The organism is Streptomyces sp. NPDC052721 (assembly GCF_040678315.1).
Lineage (GTDB): Bacteria > Actinomycetota > Actinomycetes > Streptomycetales > Streptomycetaceae > Streptomyces.
The window spans coordinates 16136-38788 of the sequence record NZ_JBFATL010000040.1; the positions used below are offsets into that span (position 1 = coordinate 16136).

At 72.1% G+C, this 22653-nt stretch carries 21 protein-coding genes; 16 read left to right on the forward strand and 5 right to left on the reverse strand.

The features are described 5' to 3' along the window. Nucleotides 1-36 precede the first annotated feature (36 nt). On the reverse strand, nucleotides 37-1419 hold the full coding sequence (locus AB0L21_RS30470) for an FAD-binding oxidoreductase (protein WP_365705331.1): 1383 nt from the start codon (nucleotides 1417-1419) through the stop codon (nucleotides 37-39). A gap of 72 nt (nucleotides 1420-1491) precedes the next feature. Further along, nucleotides 1492-3294 carry a glycoside hydrolase family 15 protein gene (locus tag AB0L21_RS30475; protein ID WP_365705359.1) on the reverse strand — a complete coding sequence of 601 codons (1803 nt, stop codon included), beginning with the start codon at nucleotides 3292-3294 and terminating at the stop codon, nucleotides 1492-1494. 566 nt (nucleotides 3295-3860) lie between these two features. Between AB0L21_RS30475 and AB0L21_RS30480 the strand changes: the two genes are divergently transcribed. The 11 genes from AB0L21_RS30480 to AB0L21_RS30530 all read left to right on the forward strand — a co-directional run bounded on the left by AB0L21_RS30480 (nucleotide 3861) and on the right by AB0L21_RS30530 (nucleotide 16404). Beyond that, on the forward strand, nucleotides 3861-5510 hold the full coding sequence (locus AB0L21_RS30480; RefSeq protein WP_365705329.1) for a CTP synthase: 1650 nt from the start codon (nucleotides 3861-3863) through the stop codon (nucleotides 5508-5510). 100 nt (nucleotides 5511-5610) lie between these two features. Further along, nucleotides 5611-6237: an NUDIX hydrolase gene (locus tag AB0L21_RS30485; RefSeq protein ID WP_058079998.1), complete on the forward strand. Its 627-nt coding sequence runs from the start codon at nucleotides 5611-5613 to the stop codon at nucleotides 6235-6237. A gap of 185 nt (nucleotides 6238-6422) precedes the next feature. Beyond that, nucleotides 6423-8483, forward strand: coding sequence for a tetratricopeptide repeat protein (locus tag AB0L21_RS30490; RefSeq protein ID WP_365787678.1), 2061 nt, complete (start codon nucleotides 6423-6425; stop codon nucleotides 8481-8483). A gap of 146 nt (nucleotides 8484-8629) precedes the next feature. Beyond that, nucleotides 8630-9745, forward strand: coding sequence for an alanine dehydrogenase (ald, locus tag AB0L21_RS30495; RefSeq protein WP_365787731.1), 1116 nt, complete (start codon nucleotides 8630-8632; stop codon nucleotides 9743-9745). 379 nt (nucleotides 9746-10124) lie between these two features. Continuing rightward, on the forward strand, nucleotides 10125-11258 hold the full coding sequence (locus AB0L21_RS30500) for a ParA family protein (RefSeq protein WP_365705323.1): 1134 nt from the start codon (nucleotides 10125-10127) through the stop codon (nucleotides 11256-11258). Beyond that, nucleotides 11243-11788 (forward strand): hypothetical protein, encoded by a 546-nt coding sequence (locus tag AB0L21_RS30505; protein ID WP_365787680.1) that lies wholly within the window; start codon nucleotides 11243-11245, stop codon nucleotides 11786-11788. The genes AB0L21_RS30500 and AB0L21_RS30505 overlap by 16 nt, the downstream gene beginning before the upstream one ends. 18 nt (nucleotides 11789-11806) lie before the next feature. Beyond that, on the forward strand, nucleotides 11807-12856 hold the full coding sequence (locus tag AB0L21_RS30510) for a segregation/condensation protein A (RefSeq protein WP_365787681.1): 1050 nt from the start codon (nucleotides 11807-11809) through the stop codon (nucleotides 12854-12856). Further along, nucleotides 12853-13503, forward strand: a complete 651-nt coding sequence (gene scpB, locus AB0L21_RS30515; protein ID WP_365705317.1) for an SMC-Scp complex subunit ScpB — start codon at nucleotides 12853-12855, stop codon at nucleotides 13501-13503. Before AB0L21_RS30510 ends, scpB begins: the two co-directional genes overlap by 4 nt. A gap of 13 nt (nucleotides 13504-13516) precedes the next feature. Beyond that, nucleotides 13517-14578 carry a pseudouridine synthase gene (locus AB0L21_RS30520; protein WP_365705315.1) on the forward strand — a complete coding sequence of 354 codons (1062 nt, stop codon included), beginning with the start codon at nucleotides 13517-13519 and terminating at the stop codon, nucleotides 14576-14578. A gap of 64 nt (nucleotides 14579-14642) precedes the next feature. Then, nucleotides 14643-15650, forward strand: a complete 1008-nt coding sequence (locus AB0L21_RS30525; protein ID WP_365787683.1) for an ADP-ribosylglycohydrolase family protein — start codon at nucleotides 14643-14645, stop codon at nucleotides 15648-15650. 4 nt (nucleotides 15651-15654) lie between these two features. Then, the gene (locus AB0L21_RS30530) at nucleotides 15655-16404 is read left to right on the forward strand and encodes a nucleotidyltransferase domain-containing protein (RefSeq protein WP_365787685.1); all 750 of its coding nucleotides are present in this window, start codon (nucleotides 15655-15657) and stop codon (nucleotides 16402-16404) included. Here the strand turns inward: AB0L21_RS30530 and AB0L21_RS30535 are convergent. Further along, nucleotides 16330-17073: a nucleotidyltransferase domain-containing protein gene (locus tag AB0L21_RS30535; RefSeq protein WP_365787687.1), complete on the reverse strand. Its 744-nt coding sequence runs from the start codon at nucleotides 17071-17073 to the stop codon at nucleotides 16330-16332. The genes AB0L21_RS30530 and AB0L21_RS30535 overlap by 75 nt on opposite strands. A gap of 22 nt (nucleotides 17074-17095) precedes the next feature. Next, complete coding sequence (locus AB0L21_RS30540; RefSeq protein WP_365787689.1) at nucleotides 17096-17551, reverse strand: Rieske (2Fe-2S) protein; 456 nt, start codon at nucleotides 17549-17551, stop codon at nucleotides 17096-17098. A gap of 147 nt (nucleotides 17552-17698) precedes the next feature. Here AB0L21_RS30540 and aroH point away from each other — a divergent pair, with 147 nt between their 5' ends. From aroH to der, 5 genes are all read left to right on the forward strand, one after another. Continuing rightward, the gene (gene aroH / locus AB0L21_RS30545) at nucleotides 17699-18061 is read left to right on the forward strand and encodes a chorismate mutase (protein WP_365705305.1); all 363 of its coding nucleotides are present in this window, start codon (nucleotides 17699-17701) and stop codon (nucleotides 18059-18061) included. Then, nucleotides 18058-19143 carry a prephenate dehydrogenase gene (locus tag AB0L21_RS30550; RefSeq protein ID WP_365705303.1) on the forward strand — a complete coding sequence of 362 codons (1086 nt, stop codon included), beginning with the start codon at nucleotides 18058-18060 and terminating at the stop codon, nucleotides 19141-19143. Before aroH ends, AB0L21_RS30550 begins: the two co-directional genes overlap by 4 nt. Before the next feature lie 99 nt (nucleotides 19144-19242). Continuing rightward, complete coding sequence (gene cmk / locus AB0L21_RS30555; protein WP_365705301.1) at nucleotides 19243-19938, forward strand: (d)CMP kinase; 696 nt, start codon at nucleotides 19243-19245, stop codon at nucleotides 19936-19938. Beyond that, a complete protein-coding gene (locus AB0L21_RS30560) occupies nucleotides 19935-20603 on the forward strand; it encodes a lysophospholipid acyltransferase family protein (protein ID WP_365787691.1) in 669 nt (222 codons plus the stop codon). Before cmk ends, AB0L21_RS30560 begins: the two co-directional genes overlap by 4 nt. A 63-nt stretch (nucleotides 20604-20666) precedes the next feature. Beyond that, nucleotides 20667-22148 (forward strand): ribosome biogenesis GTPase Der, encoded by a 1482-nt coding sequence (der, locus tag AB0L21_RS30565; protein ID WP_356346773.1) that lies wholly within the window; start codon nucleotides 20667-20669, stop codon nucleotides 22146-22148. Between the two features lie 63 nt (nucleotides 22149-22211). Here der and AB0L21_RS30570 read toward each other — a convergent pair whose 3' ends face one another. Next, nucleotides 22212-22610, reverse strand: coding sequence for a hypothetical protein (locus AB0L21_RS30570; protein ID WP_365705296.1), 399 nt, complete (start codon nucleotides 22608-22610; stop codon nucleotides 22212-22214). Nucleotides 22611-22653 lie beyond the last annotated feature (43 nt).

The following is a 22653-nucleotide window of genomic DNA, read 5'->3' on the forward strand; positions in this document are numbered from 1 at the left end:
CGCCCTCAGGAACAGCTCCCGGGGGGCAGCTGCCGCCTAGACCGGACGGATGTTGTGGTTGAAGCGGAAGACGTTGTCGGGGTCGTAGCGCCGCTTCACCTTCGCCAGGCGCAGGGTGTTCCCGGCACCCAGGCCCGCGCGGACCCGCTCCGGGCCCTCGTCGCCGATGAAGTTGAGGTACACGGCACCCGTGCTCCACCGCCGCAGGCCGGCCCGCACGTCCCGCACCCAGCCGATCGCCCGCTCGTCGTCGGCCGGGTCCGGCCAGATCGCGAGCGGGTGCGCCGCCCAGGGCGCGTCCCGGTACGGCACCGGGTACTCGTGCGGGCCGGCCGCGACGGCCCCGCCCTGCGGGAACAGCAGGTGCCGGGTGGGGGTCGGCACCGGCATGCCGTCCGCGCGGGCGCAGAAGACGTCCACCGCCTCGTCCGGCAGCCCGGTCAGATACTCCGCCGACCAGTGGTTGCGCAGCCCCGCCGGCTGGTCGAGCAGGGACTGCACATCGGCGTACGGCAGGTCACCGGCCAGTTCCACCTCGTGCGGCAGCGCGAGCAGCGGCTCGGCGAGCTTGCGCAGCTCGTCCTCGCCGCCGGCGTAGGTCAGCAGGGCCGCGCACAGCGGCGTGCCCACCAGCTCCGGCGGTGTGAACTCCCCGGGCGGGCCGGTGAGGTACAGCGCCGCGCCACCCACCTCGTCCGGCCCGGTGCGGATGATCTCGCGGAAGGTGCGGAGCACGTCCGGTCCGGTGTCCGGCAGGAACAGCAGCAGGACGATGGAGAACTCCGGCAGCTCGTGCAGCCGCAGGGTGAGCGCGGTGGCGACGCCGAAGTTGCCGCCCCCGCCGTGCAGCGCCCAGAACAGCTCGGGGTTCTCGTCGGCGCTCGCGTGCACCCGCTCGGCGTCGGCGGTCACCAGCTCCACAGCGATGAGGTTGTCGACGGCGAGGCCGAAGGCGCGGTCCAGCCAGCCGGTGCCGCCGCCGAGGACGAAGCCGCCGACGCCGGTGGTGGAGGCCCGCCCGCCGGTGGTCGCGAGACCGTACGGCTGGGTGGCGCGGTCCAGATGGCTCATCGTGGCGCCGCCCTCGACGCGGACCGCCTCGGACGCCGGGTCGACGGTCACCCGGTGCATCCGGCGCAGGTCCACCACGAGCGCGCCGTCGCCCAGCGCCGTACCGGCCACGCCGTGGCCGCCGCCGCGCACCGCGATGTGCAGGTCCAGGTCCCTGCCGAAGCGCACGGCCCGCACCACATCGGTCGCGTCCGCGCACTGCGCGATCACCGCGGGCCGCCGGTCGACCATCGCGTTGAAGACCGCACGGGCCTCCTCGTAGCCCAGGTCACCGGGGGCGAGCACATCGCCGACCAGATCCTCGCGCAGCGCGGCGAGGGCCGCGCCCGCCTTCGAGAGGGAAGCCATGGCCGCCCCCTTCCGCACAAAGGGGCCTGTGTCCGGCTTCCAGCCTAGGCGGGCGGGACTGTGCCGGCCTGCTCAGCCGCCGTAGGCGCCCGACGCGGTCAGCCGCAGGGCCGTGTCGATCAGCGGGACGTGGCTGAACGCCTGCGGGAAGTTGCCCACCTGGCGCTTCAGGCGCGGGTCCCATTCCTCGGCGAGCAGACCGAGGTCGTTGCGCAGCGCGAGGAGCTTCTCGAACAGCTTGCGCGCCTCGTCCACCCGGCCGATCATCGCCAGGTCGTCCGCCATCCAGAACGAGCAGGCCAGGAAGGCGCCCTCGTCGCCCGGCAGGCCGTCGACGCCCGCTCGGTCGCCTTCCGTCGGGTAGCGCAGGATGAACCCGTCCGGGGTGGACAGCTCGCGCTGGATCGCCTCGATGGTGCCGATCACCCGCTTGTCGTCCGGCGGCAGGAAGCCCATCTGCGGGATGAGCAGCAGGGAGGCGTCCAGCTCCTGCGAGCCGTAGGACTGGGTGAAGGTGTTGCGCTCCTTGTCGTAGCCCTTCTCGCACACGTCCCGGTGGATGTCGTCGCGCAGTTCCTTCCAGCGCTCCAGCGGGCCGTCCGCGTCGCCGGACTCGATCAGCTTGATCGTGCGGTCGACGGCGACCCAGGCCATCACCTTGGAGTGCACGAAGTGCCGGCGCGGGCCGCGCACCTCCCAGATGCCCTCGTCCGGCTCCTGCCAGTGGTCCTCCAGGTAGCGGATCAGCTTCAGCTGGAGCAGGGAGGCGTAGTCGTTGCGGGCGAGCCCGGTCATGTGGCCCAGGTGCAGGGCCTCGGTGACCTCGCCGTACACGTCCAGCTGGAGCTGGTGCGCGGCGCCGTTGCCGACCCGCACCGGGGCCGACTTCTCGTAGCCGGGCAGCCAGTCCAGCTCGGCCTCGCCCAGCTCGCGCTCACCGGCGATGCCGTACATGATCTGCAGGTTCTCCGGGTCGCCGGCGACCGCGCGCAGCAGCCACTCGCGCCAGGCGCGGGCCTCTTCGCGGTAGCCCGTGCGCAGCAGCGAGGACAGGGTGATCGCCGCGTCCCGCAGCCACGTGTAGCGGTAGTCCCAGTTGCGCACACCCCCGATGTCCTCCGGCAGGGAGGTCGTCGGGGCCGCGACGATGCCGCCCGTGGGGGCGTACGTCAGCGCCTTCAGGGTGATCAGCGAGCGGATCACCGCCTCGCGGTACGGCCCGTGGTAGGTGCAGTGCTCGACCCACTCGCGCCAGAAGTCCTCCGTCGCCTCCAGCGAGGCCTCCGGCTCCGGCAGCGGCGGCGGCTGCTTGTGCGAGGGCTGCCAGGAGATGGTGAACGCGATCCGGTCACCCGGGGCGACGGTGAAGTCGGCGTACGTGGTGAGCGCCTTGCCGTAGGTCTCGGCCTCGGTGTCGAACCACACCGAGTCCGGTCCGGCGACGGCCACCGTGCGTCCCTCGTGCTTGTGCACCCACGGCACCACCCGGCCGTAGGAGAACCGCATCCGCAGGGCCGAGCGCATCGGCACGCGGCCGGTGACGCCCTCTACGATCCGGATCAGCTGCGGGGCGCCGTCACGCGGGGGCATGAAATCGGTCACACGGACCGTGCCGCGCGGGGTGTCCCACTCCGATTCCAGGATCAGCGAGTCGCCGCGGTAGCTGCGCCGGGCGGCCGTGGGCGGCTTGGCGTCGGCGGCGTGCGCCGGTCCGAGCCGCCAGAAACCGTGCTCCTCGGTGCCCAGCAGGCCGGCGAAGATGGCATGCGAGTCGAAGCGGGGCAGGCACAGCCAGTCCACCGTGCCATCCCGGCAGACCAGCGCCGCGGTCTGCATGTCTCCGATGAGTGCGTAGTCTTCGATGCGCCCGGCCACGTGCAACTCCAGTCGAACGGCCACGTCACACCCCCGCGCAGGGGGCTGTCGCTAGTGCGGTCAAGGGGTCGTTGTTAAGCGTCGTTGAGCGGTGAAGCAAAGCAGCCCGCCGAGCCCTGAGGCAACACGACAGTCTTTGCTCAACGAACTGCCGCGCTCTCGTTGTTCCGGGTGATGTTGGCGGGGGTGTGCCGTCGTTCCGGCCGGGCTCGGCAGCGAATGTCCGAGCAGGATACGACGCACGTAGATGATCTGCGTGCCGCTCCGGGCAACCTGTGTGAGCCGAACGAGTGAGCACCGGGTGAGAACCCTGTGCCCGCGGGATGACGCGAGTGACAGGAGTGACCTCTGCGGCGTCCCGCTGTGGCCGGGCGAGCGCGCACAGTGGCCGGGAGCCATCTCGTCCAGGCGCTGATACGCTGGTAGCCCGTGGACCGGTGGGAGCCACCCCGACAGGGAAATCCGGAAGGGGCCCCCCGAACCGCAGCGACGGCACCCCCGGAAACACCCGGGAGGGTCGCCGGATCGCACTTCCAGACCGCGACCACGGGAGCCCCCTCTTGGCCATGCCGCCCAACACCACGACGACCAAGCACATCTTCGTGACCGGGGGTGTCGCCTCCTCGCTCGGCAAGGGTCTGACGGCCTCCAGCCTGGGCATGCTGCTCAAGGCGCGGGGCCTGCGTGTCGTGATGCAGAAGCTGGACCCGTACCTGAACGTCGACCCGGGCACGATGAACCCCTTCCAGCACGGTGAGGTGTTCGTCACCAACGACGGCGCCGAGACCGACCTGGACATCGGCCACTACGAGCGGTTCCTCGACCGTGACCTGGACGGCACCGCCAACGTCACCACCGGCCAGGTCTACTCCACCGTGATCGCCAAGGAGCGCCGCGGCGAGTACCTGGGCGACACGGTGCAGGTCATCCCGCACATCACCAACGAGATCAAGCACCGCATCCGGCGCATGGCCACCGACGAGGTCGACGTGGTCATCACCGAGGTCGGCGGCACGGTCGGCGACATCGAGTCGCTGCCGTTCCTGGAGACCGTCCGCCAGGTCCGCCACGAGGTCGGCCGGGACAACGTCTTCGTCGTGCACATCTCGCTGCTGCCCTACATCGGCCCGTCCGGTGAGCTGAAGACCAAGCCGACCCAGCACTCGGTGGCCGCGCTCCGGAACATCGGCATCCAGCCGGACGCGATCGTGCTGCGCTGCGACCGGGAGGTGCCCACCGCGATCAAGCGGAAGATCTCCCTGATGTGCGACGTCGACGAGGCCGCCGTCGTCGCCTGCCCGGACGCCCGCTCGATCTACGACATCCCCAAGGTCGTGCACGCCGAGGGCCTGGACGCGTACGTGGTCCGCAAGCTCGACCTGCCCTTCCGCGACGTGGACTGGACGACCTGGGACGACCTGCTCGACCGCGTCCACAACCCCGACCACGAGGTCACCCTGGCGCTGGTCGGCAAGTACATCGACCTGCCCGACGCCTACCTGTCGGTCACCGAGGCGCTGCGCGCGGGCGGCTTCGCCAACAAGGCCCGCGTGAAGATCAAGTGGGTCACCTCCGACGACTGCAAGACCCCGGCCGGCGCCAAGGCCCAGCTCGCGGACGTGGACGGCGTCTGCATCCCCGGCGGCTTCGGCGACCGGGGCGTGCTCGGCAAGGTCGGCGCGATCCGCTACGCCCGGGAGAACAGGATCCCGCTGCTCGGCCTGTGCCTGGGCCTGCAGTGCATCGTGATCGAGGCCGCCCGCAACCTGGCCGACATCCCGGACGCCAACTCCACCGAGTTCGACCCGGCCACCGCCCACCCGGTCATCTCCACCATGGCCGAGCAGCTCGACATCGTCGCCGGTGAGGGCGACATGGGCGGCACGATGCGGCTCGGCATGTACCCGGCCAAGCTCGCCGAGGGCTCCATCGTCCGCGAGGTCTACGACGGCAAGGAGTACGTCGAGGAGCGCCACCGGCACCGCTACGAGGTCAACAACGCCTACCGCGCGGAACTGGAGAAGAAGGCCGGCATCGTCTTCTCCGGCACCTCCCCCGACGGCAAGCTCGTGGAGTACGTGGAGTACCCGCGCGACGTCCACCCGTACCTGGTCGCCACGCAGGCGCACCCCGAGCTGCGCTCGCGGCCGACCCGCGCGAACCCGCTCTTCGTCGGCCTGGTGAAGGCCGCGGTCGAGCGGAAGAATTCGAAGTAACACACCAGTTGTACGGTGGCCGGGGTGCAAACCTTCAAAGGTGAGCGCCCCGGCCTTCTTCGTCGGCCGGTTTTTCGGAAAGCGTGTGGAAGGACAGGGCATGACGATCAAGGACACCCCCGAGGAGTGGGAGATCCGAGCCACGGACACCCCCTTCGTGGGCAACAAGACCTCCGTCCGCACGGACGACGTGGTCATGCCCGACGGGTCGGTGGCCCGCCGTGACTACCAGGTCCACCCCGGCTCCGTGGCCGTCCTCGCCCTGGACGAGGAGGACCGGGTGCTGCTGATCAACCAGTACCGGCACCCGGTGCGGCACAAGCTGTGGGAGATCCCGGCCGGGCTGCTGGACGTGCCCGGTGAGAACCCGCTGCACGCCGCCCAGCGGGAGCTGTACGAGGAGGCGCACGTCAAGGCCGAGGACTGGCGGGTGCTGACCGACGTGTACACCACACCGGGCGGCTGCGACGAGGCCGTACGGATCTTCCTGGCCCGGGGCCTGTCCGACGCCGAGGGGGAGCGCTTCGCGGCGGAGCACGAGGAGACCGACATGCAGCACGCGCGTGTGCCGGTCGAGGAGCTGGTGCGCCGGGTCCTGGCCGGGGACCTGCACAACAACTGCCTCGTGGTGGGCGTGCTCTCCCTGGTCGCCGCCCGTGGCGGGGACGGCCTGGACGCGCTGCGTCCCGCTGACGCGCCCTGGCCCGCGCGCCCCTTCGAGAACTGACCGGACCCGGCCGGGGAACCGGCCGCACCCGTCCGGCCCACCGGTGTGACGATCGCCTGATCCGATCGGGCGATCCCCCCGCCGTGCTCTTCCCGGAACGTCGCAGAGCGTGAACTAGGCTCTTCAACGCCCGTATCGGAAGACACCGGCGGGCTTGCGCGTGCGGTGGGACGGGAGTGTGGCCCGTGACGGATCAGGCGGTGGACCCAGACGGTGCGGAGCGGACCGCGCACCCGGCCAGGGAGGACCGTTTCCTGGGCCGGGCACGGGAGTTGAAGGAACTGCGCGCCGACATCGAGCGCGCCGGACTGGACACTCTCTCCGGCCGCAAGGCCCCCCGCGCGCGGGTGCTCCTCATCGCCGGCCGCCCCGGCTCCGGCCGGACCCGTCTCGCCGAGCAACTCGTCCGGCAGGTCGCCGGCCGCTACCCCGACGGAGTGCTGCGGGCCCGCCTCAGCGAGCCCGGCGGCACTCCGGTGCCCGTCGAGCAGGCCGCCCGCGACCTGCTCGCCGCGCTGGAGCTGCCGGCCCCCGCCGGAGCCGCCGAGGACGACCTGGCCGCGGCCCTGCGCGCCGCCCTCGCCGGCCGGCGGATGCTGCTCCTGCTGGACGACGCGGCCGGCGCCGAGCAGGTCGACGCGCTGCTCCCGGACGCCCCGGACTGCCTGGTGGTGGCCGTCTCCGGGGGCCCGCTCACCGGCATCGCGGACGTCCGCCCCTGCACCCTCGGCGGCCTCGACACCAAGTCCGCGGTGGAACTGCTCACGGGCTACGCGGGCTCCGTCCGCGTCACCGTCGACCCGCGCTCCGCGGAGAGCCTGGTCGAGGCCTGCCAGGGCCACCCGGCCGCACTGGTGCTGGCCGGCGGCTGGCTCGCCGCCCGCCCCCAGGCCGCCGTCTCCGACCTCGCCAAGCGGCTGCACGCCGACGGCGGCGCGGACGGCACCCCGCTGTCCCGCGTCTTCCGGCTCGTGTACGACCAGCTGCCCGGCCCGGCCGCCCGCGTACTGCGACTGCTCTGCCTCGCCCCGGCCGGTCTGGCCGACCCGCACACCGCCTCGGCGCTCGCCGGCTGCTCGGTCGACGCCGCCCGCGCCACCCTGGACGACCTCGTCGCGCTCGGCCTGCTGCGCGCCCTGGACTCCCCGCTGCCCCAGTACGAGGTCCCCGGCTGTCTGCACCCGCTGCTGCGCGCCCTGACCGAGACCCAGGAACGGCCCGCCGAGCTGCAGCTGGCCCGGGCCCGGATGCTGGAGCGGACGGTACGGCTGCTGCAGTCCTGCCGGGCGATCACCGAGACCGACAGCCCGCAGGCCCGGGAGAAGCTGAGCGGCCTGCCCCCCGCGCTGCGCTTCCCGACCCCGCGGGCCGCCGCCGACTGGCTGCGCATCCGGCGGCCCGCCCTGCTGGCGTCCGCGCGCCTCGCGGTGGCCGACGGCGAGCTGGACACCCTCGCCCGCCGGCTGATGTCCCAGCTGGTCAGGGCCCTGGCCGCGCACGTCGGCACGCAGGCCGCCGCACCCGACCTGTACGGCCTGCACGGCCTCGTCCTGGACGTCGCCGAGCGGCGCGGGCTGCCCCGGGAGAAGGCCGCGGCCCTGCTGAACCTGGGCGATCTGGACGCGCAGACCGGCCGGACCCGGGAGGCGCTGGCCCGTTACCGGGCCGCCCTGGACGCCGGACGCGAGGCGAACGACCCGTACGCGACCGGCCGCGCGATGGAATCCGTAGGCGGTGCCTACCAGGAGCTGGGGGACCACGACCGGGCCGCCGACTGGTTCGGCCGGGCGCTGGCCGAGCGGCTGGCCCGGGGGGAGCACCCGGAGGCGGCCCGGCTGTACGGCCGTATCGGCACCGCCCACACCTACGCCGGCCGTTACGGCGAGGCACTGCGGAACTGGCGGGCCGCCCTCGCCGGCTACCGCAGGAGCGGCGATGTCGCCGCCAGCGCGCGGGCGTTGAGCGAGATCGCCCGGGTGCAGGAGTACGCGGGGCGGCCCGAGGAGTCGCTGCGCACCTGCCAGGAGGCCGTGGAGTGGGCGCGGCGCGCCGAGGACGCGCGCTTGCAGGCCGCACTCCAGCTGCGGCTCGCCGACACCCTGGACCGGCTCGGCGACCCCGCGTCGGCCCGCCTGCACCGCGCCGCGGCGGAGCGCATGCTGGGTGAGGAGCCACCGGAAGAGGACGCAAGGCCGGAACAAGACGCTAACGCCTGCGAAATCCGTAGTACACCGAGCGAAGATTGAGGCAATGAAAGGCTAGACAGCCGGAACGCCTTCATTAAACTGGCTCTGCCGCTCGTTCTCCTGCGGTGTCTCCCGGTATGCCCCCGCATGTCTGGGTACGTCTGTACTGCACCCCCATACCCTCTGAGCCAAGGACCGTGATCGACGTGAAGGTCGGCATCCCCCGCGAGGTCAAGAACAACGAGTTCCGGGTGGCCATCACCCCCGCCGGTGTGCACGAGCTGGTGCGCAACGGCCACCAGGTCGTCGTCGAGCGGGGCGCCGGCCTCGGCTCCTCCATCACGGACGAGGAGTACGTCTCGGCCGGTGCCGCCATCCTCGACGCGGCCGACGAGGTCTGGGCCGCCGCCGACCTGCTGCTGAAGGTCAAGGAGCCCATCGCCGAGGAGTACCACCGCCTGCGCAAGGACCAGATCCTCTTCACCTACCTGCACCTGGCCGCCTCCAAGGAGTGCACGGACGCGCTGATCGAGTCCGGCACCACGGCCATCGCCTACGAGACGGTCGAGCTGCCGAACCGGTCGCTGCCGCTGCTCGCCCCGATGTCCGAGGTCGCGGGCCGGCTGGCCCCGCAGGTCGGTGCCTACCACCTGATGCGCGCGGCCGGCGGCCGCGGCGTGCTGCCGGGCGGCGTCCCGGGCGTGACCCCGGCCAAGGCCGTGGTCATCGGCGGCGGCGTCTCCGGCTGGAACGCCACCCAGGTCGCCATCGGCATGGGCTTCGAGGTGACCCTGCTCGACCGCGACATCAACAAGCTACGCGAGGCGGACCGGATCTTCGGTACGAAGGTCAAGGCGATCATGTCCAACGCCTTCGAGCTGGAGAAGGCCGTCCTCGACGCCGACCTCGTCATCGGCGCGGTCCTCATCCCGGGCGCGAAGGCCCCGAAGCTGGTCACCAACGAGATGGTGTCCCGCATGAAGCCGGGAAGTGTCCTTGTCGACATCGCGATCGACCAGGGCGGCTGCTTCGAGGACTCCCGTCCCACCACGCACGCCGAGCCGACCTTCCGGGTCCACAACTCGGTCTTCTACTGCGTCGCCAACATGCCGGGCGCGGTGCCCAACACCTCCACCAACGCCCTCACCAACGCGACGCTGCCGTACATCGTCTCGCTGGCCAACAACGGCTGGGTGGAGGCGCTGCGCCGCGACGCCGCGCTCGCCAAGGGCCTCAACACCCATGACGGCAAGGTCGTTTACAAGGAGGTCGCCGAGGCCCACGGCCTGGACCACGTCGAGCTGGAGAGCCTTCTCGGCTGACCCAAAAGGCGATTCGTCAACACGGCTCGTCAACAGCGCGCACCCGGCCGGACCTTGCCCGACAAGGTCCGGCCGGGTGTGTGTATGGTCACTTTGCGGCTCTCGGTCAACTCGCCTCGAACGTAACCCTTCGACCGATTCGCACACCGGTGAAACCTGCTGTGCGACGGCCGTACGCCCTTGACAGCGAGATGTTTCATTGCCGACACATCCTGCCGGGTCCGGCGGATTGTGTTGCTGCGGACCGCCGACACGCCATAGAGTCGCCAACCGTCGGCATGGTGCCACGCTGACCTTGTCTAGAAGTTTCCTGGTCACCAAGGAGGTAAGACGACTTGTGAATGAGTCGACATTTTCTCCCGGGGGTGGTCAACCAGGAATGCCTGCACGGGGCCAGGGGCCCGCGGGATTCGAGGCTGTCGGCTCCGTAGCTGTGCGCACCTTCGCAGCCCACCAGAGTTCCGGTCCGCAGACGGCCGGGACAGCACACCAGAGCATGGATGGCCATCACGTGAACGCCATGGCCGGCGACGGAAGTGGCGCGCCCCACAACCACTTCGCCGACTACGACGAACTGCCCGAGGGGCACTTCTACGACCCCGACGCCGAGTACGAGCCCGATCCCGAGTACGCGGCCACGCTCGCGCCCGACGCGGCCCGCCAGCGCCGTGAGCGCATCGGCCCGACCGGACGCCCGCTGCCGTACTTCCCGATCCCGGGCCCGCTGACCGACCACGGCCCCGCGACGATCATCGCGATGTGCAACCAGAAGGGCGGCGTCGGCAAGACGACGTCGACCATCAACCTGGGTGCCGCGCTCGCGGAGTACGGCCGGCGCGTGCTGCTCGTGGACTTCGACCCGCAGGGCGCGCTGTCGGTCGGTCTCGGCGTCAACCCGATGGAGCTGGACCTCACCGTCTACAACCTGCTCATGGAGCGGGGCATGTCCGCGGACGAGGTCCTGCTGAAGACGGCGGTCCCCAACATGGACCTGCTGCCGTCCAACATCGACCTGTCGGCCGCCGAGGTCCAGCTGGTCTCCGAGGTCGCGCGCGAGTCGACGCTCCAGCGGGCGCTGAAGCCGCTGCTGCCCGACTACGACTACATCGTGATCGACTGCCAGCCCTCGCTCGGCCTGCTCACCGTCAACGCGCTGACGGCCGCCCACAAGGTGATCGTGCCGCTGGAGTGCGAGTTCTTCGCCCTGCGCGGTGTGGCCCTGCTGACCGAGACCATCGAGAAGGTCCAGGAACGGCTCAACCCCGAGCTGGAGCTCGACGGCATCCTCGCCACGATGTACGACTCGCGCACGGTCCACAGCCGCGAGGTGCTGGCCCGCGTGGTCGAGGCCTTCGACGACCACGTCTACCACACGGTCATCGGCCGCACGGTCCGCTTCCCGGAGACCACGGTCGCCGGTGAGCCGATCACCACGTACGCCTCCAACTCCGTCGGTGCCGCCGCCTACCGCCAGCTCGCCAGGGAGGTGCTCGCCCGGTGTCACGCCGAGTGAGTCTGCCCGGGGCCGACGAACTGTTCCGCACGACCGGGGGGATGGCGCTCCAGCCGTCCACGCCCCGCCGCGCGGCCAACGGCGAGGCCCGGGTGCCGGCTCCCGCGGGGGAGAGCGACGAGGCCGCCGCCGCGGACGCACCGCAGGCAGTGCCCGTCCAGAGCGGTGACGGGGAGGGCGCGGAGCATGTGGCGGCGGAGGCCGAGCCGGCCGAGGCCGGCGAGTCCCGCACCCGCCCGGCGCGCCGGCAGACGGCGCAGGAAGGTTCTGCCGCCGAGCAGCCGCGCAAGCGCGGACGGTCGGCGGCCCGGCGGCCCAGCGGGCGCGAGCGGCACGACGAGAAGATCACCGTCTACGTCTCCGCCGAGGAGCTGATGGACCTGGAGCACGCGCGGCTGGTGCTCCGCGGCGAACACGGGCTCGCGGTGGACCGCGGGCGGATCGTCCGTGAGGCGGTGGCGGTGGTCCTGGCCGACCTGGAGTCCCGTGGGGACGCGAGCATCCTCGTACGACGGCTGCGCGGGCGGTAGCGATAGCCTGCGGGGGCTATGACCTCGAACGGAGCCCCTGCCCCCGGCGCATCCGCCGGTCGTCGGCGTGCGCTGGGGCGAGGGCCGGGAGCCACGCCGGACGAGCCGGCCGCCGTACCCGTCGAGGCTCCCGAGCCGGAGCTGCCGCAGCCGGAGCTGCCGGATCCGGAACCCACTGAGCCCGAGCCGGAGCTGGCCGAGCCCCAGCCGGAACCCACTGAGCCCGAGCCGGAGCCCGCCGAGTCCGAGCCCGCTTCCGACGGCGTCTTCACAGTCCGCCTCGCGAACTTCGAGGGCCCCTTCGACCTGCTCCTCCAGCTGATCTCCAAGCACAAGCTGGACGTCACCGAGGTCGCCCTGTCCAAGGTCACCGACGAGTTCATGGCGCACATCCGGGCCATGGGACCGGACTGGGACCTGGACCAGACCACGGAGTTCCTGGTCGTCGCGGCCACGCTGCTGGACCTCAAGGCCGCCCGGCTGCTGCCCGCCGCCGAGGTGGAGGACGAGGCCGACCTGGCCCTGCTGGAGGCCCGGGACCTGCTGTTCGCCCGGCTGCTCCAGTACCGCGCCTACAAACAGATCGCCGACATCTTCGACCAGCGGCTCGACGACGAGGCCCGCCGCCGGCCCCGTACCGTCGGCCTCGAACCGCAGCACGCCGAGCTGCTGCCCGAGGTCGTCATCAGCATCGGCCCCGAGGGCTTCGCCGAGCTGGCGGTCAAGGCCATGCAGCCCAAGCCCGAACCGCGGGTCTACGTCGACCACATCCACGCCCCGCTGGTCAGCGTGCAGGAGCAGGCCGGGATCGTGGTCGCCCGGCTGCGCGAGCTGGGCGAGGCCAGCTTCCGGGCGCTGATCGAGGACACCGACGACACGCTCACCGTCGTGGCCCGGTTCCTCGCCCTGCTGGAGCTGTACCGGGAGAAGGCCGTCGCCCTGGAGCAGGAGGCCGCGCTCGGAGAGCTGACCGTGCGCTGGACCGGCGGGGACGCGGACGCCGTGCCCATGGTCACGGACGAGTTCGACCGGCCGCCCGAGCCGACCGAGGAGGAGAAGAAGCCGTGAGTGAGCAGACCGCCGAGGTCCCGGCCGGGCTGCGGGCCGTCGCCGGCCTCGACCTCAAGCCCGCCCTGGAGGCGATGCTCATGGTCGTGGACGAGCCCGCGACCGAGGAGCACCTGGCGAAGATCCTGGAGCGGCCCAGGCGGCAGATCGCGGACGCCCTGCGGGAGCTGGCCGACGAGTACACCGTGCAGGGCCGCGGCTTCGAGCTGCGGTTCGTCGCGGGCGGCTGGCGCTTCTACACCCGCGCCGCCTACGCGCCCGCCGTCGAGCGGCTGGTCCTGGACGGCCAGACCGCCCGGCTCACCCAGGCCGCGCTGGAGACCCTGGCGGTCGTCGCCTACCGCCAGCCGGTCAGCCGCAGCCGGGTCTCCGCCGTGCGCGGGGTGAACTGCGACGGCGTGATGCGCACCCTCCTCCAGCGCGGTCTGGTCGAGGAGGCGGGCACGGAACCCGAAACAGGTGCGATCCTGTACAGGACGACGAACTACTTCCTGGAGCGGATGGGCCTGCGTGGCCTGGACGAGCTTCCGGAGCTCGCGCCCTTCCTCCCGGAGGCGGAGGCGATCGAGGCCGAGACCCAGGAGGGAGTCCCGTCGTTCGACCCGGACGCGCCCGACGCGCCCGGCGGTCAGGACGCAGACGACTAAGACGGAAACCTTGATGCGAAGCAGCGGCAGCGGCAAGAGCGGCGGGCGCGGTAACTACCGCGGTGCCGGCAACGACAGGGACCAGAAGCAGGGGCAGGGCCGGCCCCGCAAGCCCCGCCCCGAGGAGCGCCGCTACGACGTGGGCCCGGGGGCCACCAAGGACGGCCCCAAGGCCGGGCGTGGCGGTGCCGCGCGGGGAGGGACCAAGGGCGGCCCGAAGCGGCCCCAGCAGGGCGGCCGTACGGCTCCGGCGCGCTCGCGCGAGTACGAGACGCGGGTCGAGGAGCGCAACCGCGAGCGGTACGCGGGCAAGAAGGACATCAAGCTGCCCAAGACCTTCCCGGGCGCCGAGCAGGAGGGCGAGCGGCTGCAGAAGGTCCTCGCGCGCGCGGGCTACGGCTCCCGGCGGGCCTGCGAGGAACTGATCGACCAGGCCCGGGTCGAGGTGAACGGCGAGATCGTCACCGAGCAGGGCAAGCGGGTCGACCCCGAGAAGGACGAGGTCAAGGTCGACGGCCTGACGGTCGCGACCCAGTCGTACCAGTTCTTCTCGCTGAACAAGCCCGCCGGCGTGGTCTCCACCATGGAGGACCCGGAGGGCCGGCAGTGCCTCGGTGACTACGTCACCAACCGCGAGACCCGGCTCTTCCACGTCGGCCGGCTGGACACCGAGACCGAGGGCGTCATCCTGCTCACCAACCACGGTGAGCTGGCCCACCGCCTCACGCATCCCAAGTACGGCGTGAAGAAGACCTACCTCGCGCACATCGTCGGCCCGATCCCGCGCGACCTGGGCAAGCGTCTGAAGGACGGCATCCAGCTGGAGGACGGCTACGCGCGCGCGGACCACTTCCGGGTGGTCGAGCAGACCGGCAAGAACTACCTGGTCGAGGTGACCCTGCACGAGGGCCGCAAGCACATCGTGCGCCGCATGCTGGCGGAGGCGGGCTTCCCGGTCGACAAGCTCGTGCGCACCGCCTTCGGCCCGATCACCCTGGGCGACCAGAAGTCGGGCTGGCTGCGCCGCCTGTCGAACACCGAGGTCGGCATGCTGATGAAGGAAGTCGACCTCTAAAAGCGCCTTGCCGTGATCGCCATCCCCCTTTATTGTCATGGTGACGATAAAGGGGGATGTGCATATGCCCAGGCATCCGGCGACCGGAGCGCTTCTCGGCCTCGCCCTGGGGGACGCCCTCGGCTTCCCGACCGAGTTCGACGACGTCCCGTCGATTCTCGCCAAGTGCGGGCCCTGGCGGCAGATGGAGCTGCCGAAGCGGGCCTTCGTCTCCGACGACACCCAGATGACTCTCGCTCTGGGGCGAGCCCTGCGCACGGCCATGGAGCGCGGACACCTCGCCCCCAAGCGGCTGGAGCGGCCCCTGCGTGCGGAGTTCGTGGACTGGTACCAGTCGCCGGAGAACAACCGTGCCCCCGGCAACACCTGTCTGCGGGCCTGTGAGCTGCTCAAGGCGGAGGGCCGCGCCTGGCAGGACGCCAGTCAGACCGGCTCCAAGGGCTGCGGCGCCAACATGAGGGTCGCCCCGATCGGACTCGCCCCCGCTCTGAGCGACGAACAGCGCGCCGGCGCGGCCCAGTTGCAGGCCGCGCTCACCCACGGCCACCCCACCGCGCTGGCCGCCTCCGACCTCACCGCCCACGCCGTCCACCTGCTCGCCCGGGGCACCGACCCGGCCGGACTGGTCGGTCACCTGCGCTCCTACGCCCTTCGGAACCGCACCCGCTACCACCACACCTGGCTCGGCGACCTGTGGACCCGCTCGCAGGACCCCGGCCCCGAGCAGTTCATCGCGCGCGGCTGGGACGAGTGCCTGGCGATCCTCGGCCGGCTCCAGGAGGCCGTACGGACCGTCTCCCCGGAGACCGACCCCTGCCTGGCCACCGGCGAGGGCTGGATCGCCGAGGAGGCCCTCGCCACCGGGCTGCTGTGCTTCCTGCTCTTCCCCGACGAGCCCGTCACCGCCCTGCGCCGGGCCGCCTGCACCGCCGGCGACTCCGACTCCATCGCCTGCCTCACCGGCGCCTTCGCGGGCGCCTGGCTGGGCGCCGGGGTCTGGCCCGCCGACTGGGCGGAGCGGATCGAGTACCGAGGCGACCTGTTGGCCCTGGGAGCGCTCTGGGACGCTTAGGTCCATGATCGACGACCTCGACATGGACCTGGCCCCGGTGGTCGCGGAACAGCCCGACCCGCTGCTGTTCGCCACCGTCTCGGGAGCCCACCTGTACGGCTTCCCCTCGCAGGACTCCGACCTGGACCTGCGGGGCGTCCACCTGCTCCCCGCCGCCGACCTCGTCGGCCTGCGCGAGCCGGAGGAGACCCGCTCGCGGACCTGGGTCCGGTACGGCGTCGAGCTGGACCTCGTCACCCACGACCTGCGCAAGTTCGTACGGCTGATGCTCCGCCGCAGCGGCTATGTGCTGGAGCAGCTGCTCTCGCCCCTGGTCGTGCACACCTCCGAGGCCCACCGGGAGCTGGCCGCCCTGGCCCCCGGTGTCCTCACCAGCCACCACGCCCACCACTACCGGGGGTTCGCGGTGACCCAGTGGCGGCTGTTCGAGAAGACCGGCGAACTCAAGCCGCTGCTCTACACCTTCCGCGTGCTGCTCACCGGCATCCACCTGATGCGCAGCGGCGAGGTCCAGGCCCATCTGCCCACGCTGCTGGACGAGGTCGGCGCTCCCGGCTATCTGCCCGAGCTGATCGCCGCCAAGCGGGACCGGGAGCACGGCAAGGCCGACGTCGACCACGCGCGCGTGGAGGCCGACGTGGAGCGGCTGCACACCGTGCTGGACGAGGCGCAGGCCGGCTCAGCCCTGCCCGACGCGACCGGTGCCCACGACGCCCTGCACGACCTGGTGGTCCGGCTCCGCCTGGAGGGCTGAGTCCCGGCGCACCCGGTGCAGAAACGCGGCCACGCGCGCGTGGTCCGGCTCCGGCGGCAGCGGGCTGCCCCACAGGGCCTGCTCGGCCTCGGCCGCCAGCCGGACCATCCACGCCTCCACCTGCGCCCACGGCACCTCACCGTGCTTCACCGCCAGCAGGCGCTCGCGCTGCTCACCGACGTCGATCCGCAGCTCACCGGTGCGCAGCAGGTCCCGGGCGCTCATCAGCAGGCGCAACAGGTGCATCGCGTGCTTCCAGCGCGGGGCGCCCTTCGCGCGGACGTCGGCGTCGAGCTTCCTGCGCTGGCCGAGGGCGTAGCGGGTGAAGGTGTCGTACGCCTGCCGGGACAGGAAGGCGCCGCGCAGGGACAGCAGCTCGCGGCCGGTGTCGTCCACGTGCTCCACCAGCGCGGAGTGCAGGCACTCCAGGATGGTCGGGTTGCCGCGCAGCGCCAGCTCGCAGAACCGTTCCAGCTCCCAGGAGAACCGCTCCTCGCCCGGCCCCTCCACATGCGTCGGCGGCTTCTCGAACCGCCAGAACAGCGGGGTCGGGGCGAGGAACACCCCGCGCCGGTCGGTGTCGCTGGCGTCGGTCGCCAGGCCGAAGGCGCGGGAGCCCATGACACAGGCGTAGACCGTGTGCGCGCGTACGAGGTCCTGCGGCTGCATCCCCGGAGCGTACGCGGCACCCTCAGGTCAGGCGGATCGAATTTCCGTCCACCGTGATCGACCGCTGGGGCAGCGGGCTGGTCGCGGGGCCGTGCGCCACCGAGCCGTCGGCGACGCGGAACCTGCTGGCGTGGCACGGACAGTCGATGGTGCCGTCCGCCACCTCGTCCACCAGGCAGCCCTGGTGCGTGCAGATCGCCGAGAAGGCCTTGAAGTCACCCTTCTCGGGCTGGGTGACCACCACCTTCTCCTTCTTGAACACCTTGCCGCCGCCCTCCGGGATGTCGCCCGTCCTCGCCAGCGCCTTCCCCTCGGGGGCCGCCGCCTCCTTCCCGGCCGGGGCCGCCGACGCCGACGCCGACGCCGACGATGCCGACGTGGCCGCACCGCCGTCCTTGGCGCCGCACCCCACGCATCCCAGGGCGAACGCACCGGCGCCCGTGGCGAGAACTGTCCGCCGTGTCGCTGGCTGGGGCATGTCAGACCTCCGTACAGACGTGCATATCGGTAGATACCGGAACTCTCGCATCGTCTCAGCGAGCGAGCGGCCCGCGCCGGTCCCGCGCGGGCTGACTACGCTGGACGGACCAAGAACGGAACACGCACGTCAGCGAGGAGCAGCGCCGTGGCGGTACGAGCGGTCCGGGGGGCCGTCCAACTGGAGCGGGACGAGGCCGGTCACATGGAGGAGCAGGTCGCGGCCCTGCTCACCGCCGTCCTGGAACGGAACGGGCTGACCGCCGACGACCTGATCAGCATCTGGTTCACGGCCACCCCCGACCTGCACAGCGACTTCCCGGCCGCCGCCGCCCGCAAGCTCGGCATCGTGGACGTGCCCCTCATCTGCGCCCAGGAACTGGACATCGAGGGCGCCATGCCCCGCGTCGTGCGGATCCTCGCGCACATCGAGTCGGACAAGCCCCGCGCCGACATCGCCCACGTCTACCTCGGCGCCGCCGCGGCCCTGCGCAAGGACATCGCCCAGTGAGAACCGCACTCGTCATCGGAACCGGCCTGATCGGCACATCCGCCGCCCTGGCCCTCGCCCAGCGCGGCGTCACCGTCCACCTCGCCGACCACGACCCCGAGCAGGCCCGCACGGCCGCCGCGCTGGGCGCCGGCACCGACCAGGCCCCCGAGGGCCCGGTCGACCTGGCGATCGTGGCCGCCCCGCCCGCCCATGTGGCCGGGATCCTCGCCGACGTCATGCGCCGGGGCGTGGCCCGCGGCTACGTGGACGTCGCCAGCGTCAAGGGCGGCCCCCGCCGCGAGCTGGAGGCGCTCGGCCTGGACCTCAGCGCGTACATCGGCACGCACCCGATGTCCGGCCGGGAGAAGTCCGGCCCGCTGGCCGCCACCGGCGACCTCTTCGAGGGCCGCCCCTGGGTGCTCACCCCGACCCGGGACACCGACACCGAGGTGCTCAACCTCGCCCTGGAGCTGGTCTCGCACTGCCGGGCCGTCCCGGTCGTCATGGACGCCGACGCCCACGACCGCGCCGTCGCCCTCGTCTCCCACATGCCCCACCTGGTGTCCAGCATGGTCGCCGCGCGCCTGGAGCACGCCGAGGAGGCCGCCGTACGGCTGTGCGGGCAGGGCATCCGGGACGTGACCCGGATCGCCGCCTCCGACCCGCGCATGTGGATCGACATCCTGTCCGCGAACCCGGGACCGGTCGCCGACCTGCTCTCCGACGTCGCCGCCGACCTGGACGAGACGGTCCGGGCGCTGCGCGCCCTGCAGTCCTCCGACGAGGCCAAGCGGAGCGAGGGCACCGCCGGGATCGAGGACGTGCTGCGCCGCGGGAACGCGGGCCAGGTGCGGGTACCCGGCAAGCACGGCAGCGCCCCGCGCACGTACGAGACCGTCGTCGTCCTCATCGACGACCAGCCCGGCCAGCTGGCCCGCATCTTCGCCGACGCGGGCCGGGCCGGGGTCAACATCGAGGACGTCCGGATCGAGCACGCGACCGGGCAGCAGGCCGGTCTGGTCCAGCTGAGTGTCGAACCGAAGGCGGTGCCCGTGCTGGAGGAAGCACTGCGCGAGCGGGGCTGGGCGCTGCGCCAGTAACACCCGGTGAGGGCGCCTCCCGCGAGCCAGTAACCTTGTGCGGGGCGCCCTCGCGCCCCGGACCCCGCTCACCACCCTTCACCAGGAAGGTGCCCTCCCGTGGAAAACGGCGCCGCCCCGACCGCCAAGCCCGTGATCGTCGCGATCGACGGTCCCTCCGGCACGGGCAAGTCGAGCACGTCGAAGGCCGTGGCCGCGCAGCTCGGCCTCAGCTACCTGGACACCGGTGCCCAGTACCGGGCGATCACCTGGTGGATGGTGACCAACGGCATCGACCTGGAGGACCCGAGCGCCATCGCCGCCGTCGCCGGCAAGCCGGAGATCGTCTCCGGCACCGACCCGGCCGCCCCGACCATCACGGTCGACGGCGTCGACGTGGCCGGCCCGATCCGCACCCAGGAGGTCACCTCCAAGGTCAGCGCGGTCAGCGCGGTGCCCGAGGTGCGCGCCCGGATCACCGAGCTGCAGCGCTCCCTGGCCGCCGGCGCGCAGAACGGCATCGTGGTCGAGGGCCGGGACATCGGTACGACCGTCCTGCCGGACGCCGACCTGAAGATCTTCCTCACCGCCTCCCCGGAGGCCCGCGCGGCCCGCCGCAGCGGCGAGCTGAAGGGCGCCGACGTCCACGCCACCCGCGAGGCCCTGATCAAGCGGGACGCGGCCGACTCCAGCCGCAAGACCTCGCCGCTCGCCAAGGCCGACGACGCGGTCGAGGTGGACACCACCGAGCTGACCCTCGCCCAGGTCATCGAGTGCGTCGTCACCCTGGTCGAGGAGAAGCGGGCCGGGAAGTGAGCCGTCCGCCGGTCGCGTCGGAGCGGGGCGCCGAGGTCGGGCGCCGTATCGGCGTCGGCCTGATGTACGGGCTGTGGAGGCCGCGCGTGCTCGGCGCCTGGAAGGTGCCGGCCAGCGGCCCGGTGATCCTCGCGGTGAACCACTCCCACAACATCGACGGCCCGATGGTCATGGGCGTGGCACCCCGGCCGACGCACTTCCTGATCAAGAAGGAAGCCTTCGTCGGTCCGCTGGACCCGTTCCTGACCGGCATCGGCCAGCTGAAGGTGGACCGCGCCGCCGCCGACCGCACCGCGATCGGCCAGGCCCTCGACGTGCTGGCGGCCGGGGGAGTGCTGGGCATCTTCCCGGAGGGCACCCGGGGCGAGGGCGACTTCGCCTCGCTGCGCGCCGGGCTGGCCTACTTCGCGGTCCGCAGCGGGGCGCCGATCGTCCCCGTGGCCGTCCTGGGAAGCGCGGAGCGGCCCGGCCGGTTGATAAAGGCGCTGCCCCCGCTGCGCTCCCGCGTCGACGTCGTCTTCGGCGACCCGTTCCCGGCGGGCGACGGCAGCGGGCGGCGTACGCGCAAGGCGCTGGACGAGGCGACCGAGCGCATCCAGAAGCAGCTCACCAGCCACCTGGAAAACGCCAGGCGCCTGACCGGGCGCCGGGCGACACTTGAGTAGTGGATCAGCCCCCGCGGGGGCTTTCCACCGATCACCACGAATGAACGACGAGGTACGGACTTCATGAACGACGACATCCAGCCCGACGGCTCGGCCGAGCACGAGTACGAGCACGGGGCTCTCGGCGACGCCGAGTACGCGGAGTTCATGGAGCTCGCCGCGGAAGAGGGCTTCGACATCGAGGACGTCGAGGGCGCCATCGAGGCGGCGGGCCACGGTCCGCTGCCCGTGCTCGCCGTCGTCGGCCGCCCCAATGTCGGCAAGTCGACCTTGGTGAACCGGATGATCGGCCGCCGTGAGGCGGTCGTGGAGGACCGGCCGGGCGTCACCCGCGACCGGGTCACCTACGAGGCCGAGTGGGCCGGCCGCCGCTTCAAGGTCGTGGACACCGGCGGCTGGGAGCAGGACGTCCTCGGCATCGACGCCTCCGTGGCCGCCCAGGCCGAGTACGCGATCGAGGCGGCCGACGCGGTCGTCTTCGTGGTCGACGCCAAGGTCGGCGCGACCGACACCGACGAGGCGGTCGTCCGGCTGCTGCGCAAGGCCGGCAAGCCGGTCGTGCTGTGCGCCAACAAGGTCGACGGCCCGAGCGGCGAGGCCGACGCGGCCTACCTGTGGAACCTCGGCCTCGGCGAGCCCCACCCGGTCTCGGCCCTGCACGGCCGCGGCACGGGCGACATGCTCGACGCCGTCCTGGAGGTCCTGCCGAACGCCCCCGAGCAGTCCTTCGGCACCGCGATCGGCGGCCCCCGCCGCGTGGCCCTGATCGGCCGCCCGAACGTCGGCAAGTCCTCGCTGCTGAACAAGGTGGCCGGCGAGGAGCGCGTCGTCGTCAACGAGCTGGCGGGCACCACCCGTGACCCGGTGGACGAGATCATCGAACTCGGCGGCAAGACCTGGAAGTTCGTGGACACCGCCGGTATCCGCAAGCGCGTCCACCTCCAGCAGGGCGCCGACTACTACGCCTCGCTGCGCACGGCCGCCGCCGTGGAGAAGGCCGAGGTCGCCGTCGTGCTGATCGACGCCTCCGAGTCCATCTCGGTGCAGGACCAGCGGATCATCAGCATGGCCGTCGAGGCGGGCCGCGCGATGGTCATCGCCTTCAACAAGTGGGACACGCTGGACGAGGAGCGCCGCTACTACCTGGAGCGGGAGATCGAGACCGAGCTGGGCCAGGTCGCCTGGGCGCCCCGGGTCAACGTCTCGGCGCGCACCGGCCGGCACATGGAGAAGCTGGTCCCGGCGATCGAGACGGCGCTGGCCGGCTGGGAGACACGCGTCCCCACGGGCCGGCTGAACGCCTTCCTCGGCGAGCTGGTCTCGGCCCACCCGCACCCCGTCCGGGGCGGCAAGCAGCCGCGCATCCTGTTCGGCACCCAGGCCGGCACCAAGCCCCCGCGGTTCGTGCTCTTCGCCTCCGGCTTCATCGAGGCGGGCTACCGGCGCTTCATCGAGCGCCGCCTGCGCGAGGAGTTCGGCTTCGAGGGCACCCCGATCCACATCTCGGTGCGGGTGCGCGAGAAGCGCGGCGCGAAGAAGAAGTAACGGCGGTACGACGAGGAGGGCGGCCCTGGTGTTCCAGGGCCGCCCTCCTCGTCCGTGTGCCCGTCACGCGCTCCGGCGCGGCCCCGGCGGCAGGGCGGCCACGGCCGGCACATGCTGCATCCCCGTCTCGTGCTGCCGGCCCAGCGTGCCGACCCGTTGCCACTGCGACTGCTGCCGGGCGCTGTAGGCCCCCGCGCTGTAGGCGCTGTAGGAGCTGCTGAACGACCCCGCCCGGTGCCCGCCGTACGCGCCCGTGCCGTCCGGGAATTCCCCGAAGGCGCTGAACCTCAGCCCCTCCTCACCGCTGCGGTCCCCCGGCAGTGTGCGGAAGGTCCTGACCCACTCCGCGTAGAGCGAGTCGTAGATCGGCGTGGCCGAGGGCCCGCCGGACGGCTCGTGCGCCGCCCGGGCGGACGGCACGGAGGAGAAGGACCGGCGGGGAGGAGTGTCGTATGCGTGCACGTATGTCCAAACGACCGGAACCTCAAAGAGATGCGGCCGGACG

Coding starts and splice junctions, on each gene's coding strand:
- AB0L21_RS30470 (WP_365705331.1), bottom strand. CDS start 1,419: ATGGCTTCCCTCTCGAAGGCGGGCGCGGCCCTCGCCGCGCTGCGCGAG.
- AB0L21_RS30480 (WP_365705329.1), top strand. CDS start 3,861: ATGCCGCCCAACACCACGACGACCAAGCACATCTTCGTGACCGGGGGT.
- AB0L21_RS30485 (WP_058079998.1), top strand. CDS start 5,611: ATGACGATCAAGGACACCCCCGAGGAGTGGGAGATCCGAGCCACGGAC.
- AB0L21_RS30500 (WP_365705323.1), top strand. CDS start 10,125: ATGCCTGCACGGGGCCAGGGGCCCGCGGGATTCGAGGCTGTCGGCTCC.
- AB0L21_RS30510 (WP_365787681.1), top strand. CDS start 11,807: ATGACCTCGAACGGAGCCCCTGCCCCCGGCGCATCCGCCGGTCGTCGG.
- AB0L21_RS30520 (WP_365705315.1), top strand. CDS start 13,517: ATGCGAAGCAGCGGCAGCGGCAAGAGCGGCGGGCGCGGTAACTACCGC.
- AB0L21_RS30525 (WP_365787683.1), top strand. CDS start 14,643: ATGCCCAGGCATCCGGCGACCGGAGCGCTTCTCGGCCTCGCCCTGGGG.
- AB0L21_RS30530 (WP_365787685.1), top strand. CDS start 15,655: ATGATCGACGACCTCGACATGGACCTGGCCCCGGTGGTCGCGGAACAG.
- AB0L21_RS30535 (WP_365787687.1), bottom strand. CDS start 17,073: ATGCAGCCGCAGGACCTCGTACGCGCGCACACGGTCTACGCCTGTGTC.
- AB0L21_RS30540 (WP_365787689.1), bottom strand. CDS start 17,551: ATGCCCCAGCCAGCGACACGGCGGACAGTTCTCGCCACGGGCGCCGGT.
- der (WP_356346773.1), top strand. CDS start 20,667: ATGAACGACGACATCCAGCCCGACGGCTCGGCCGAGCACGAGTACGAG.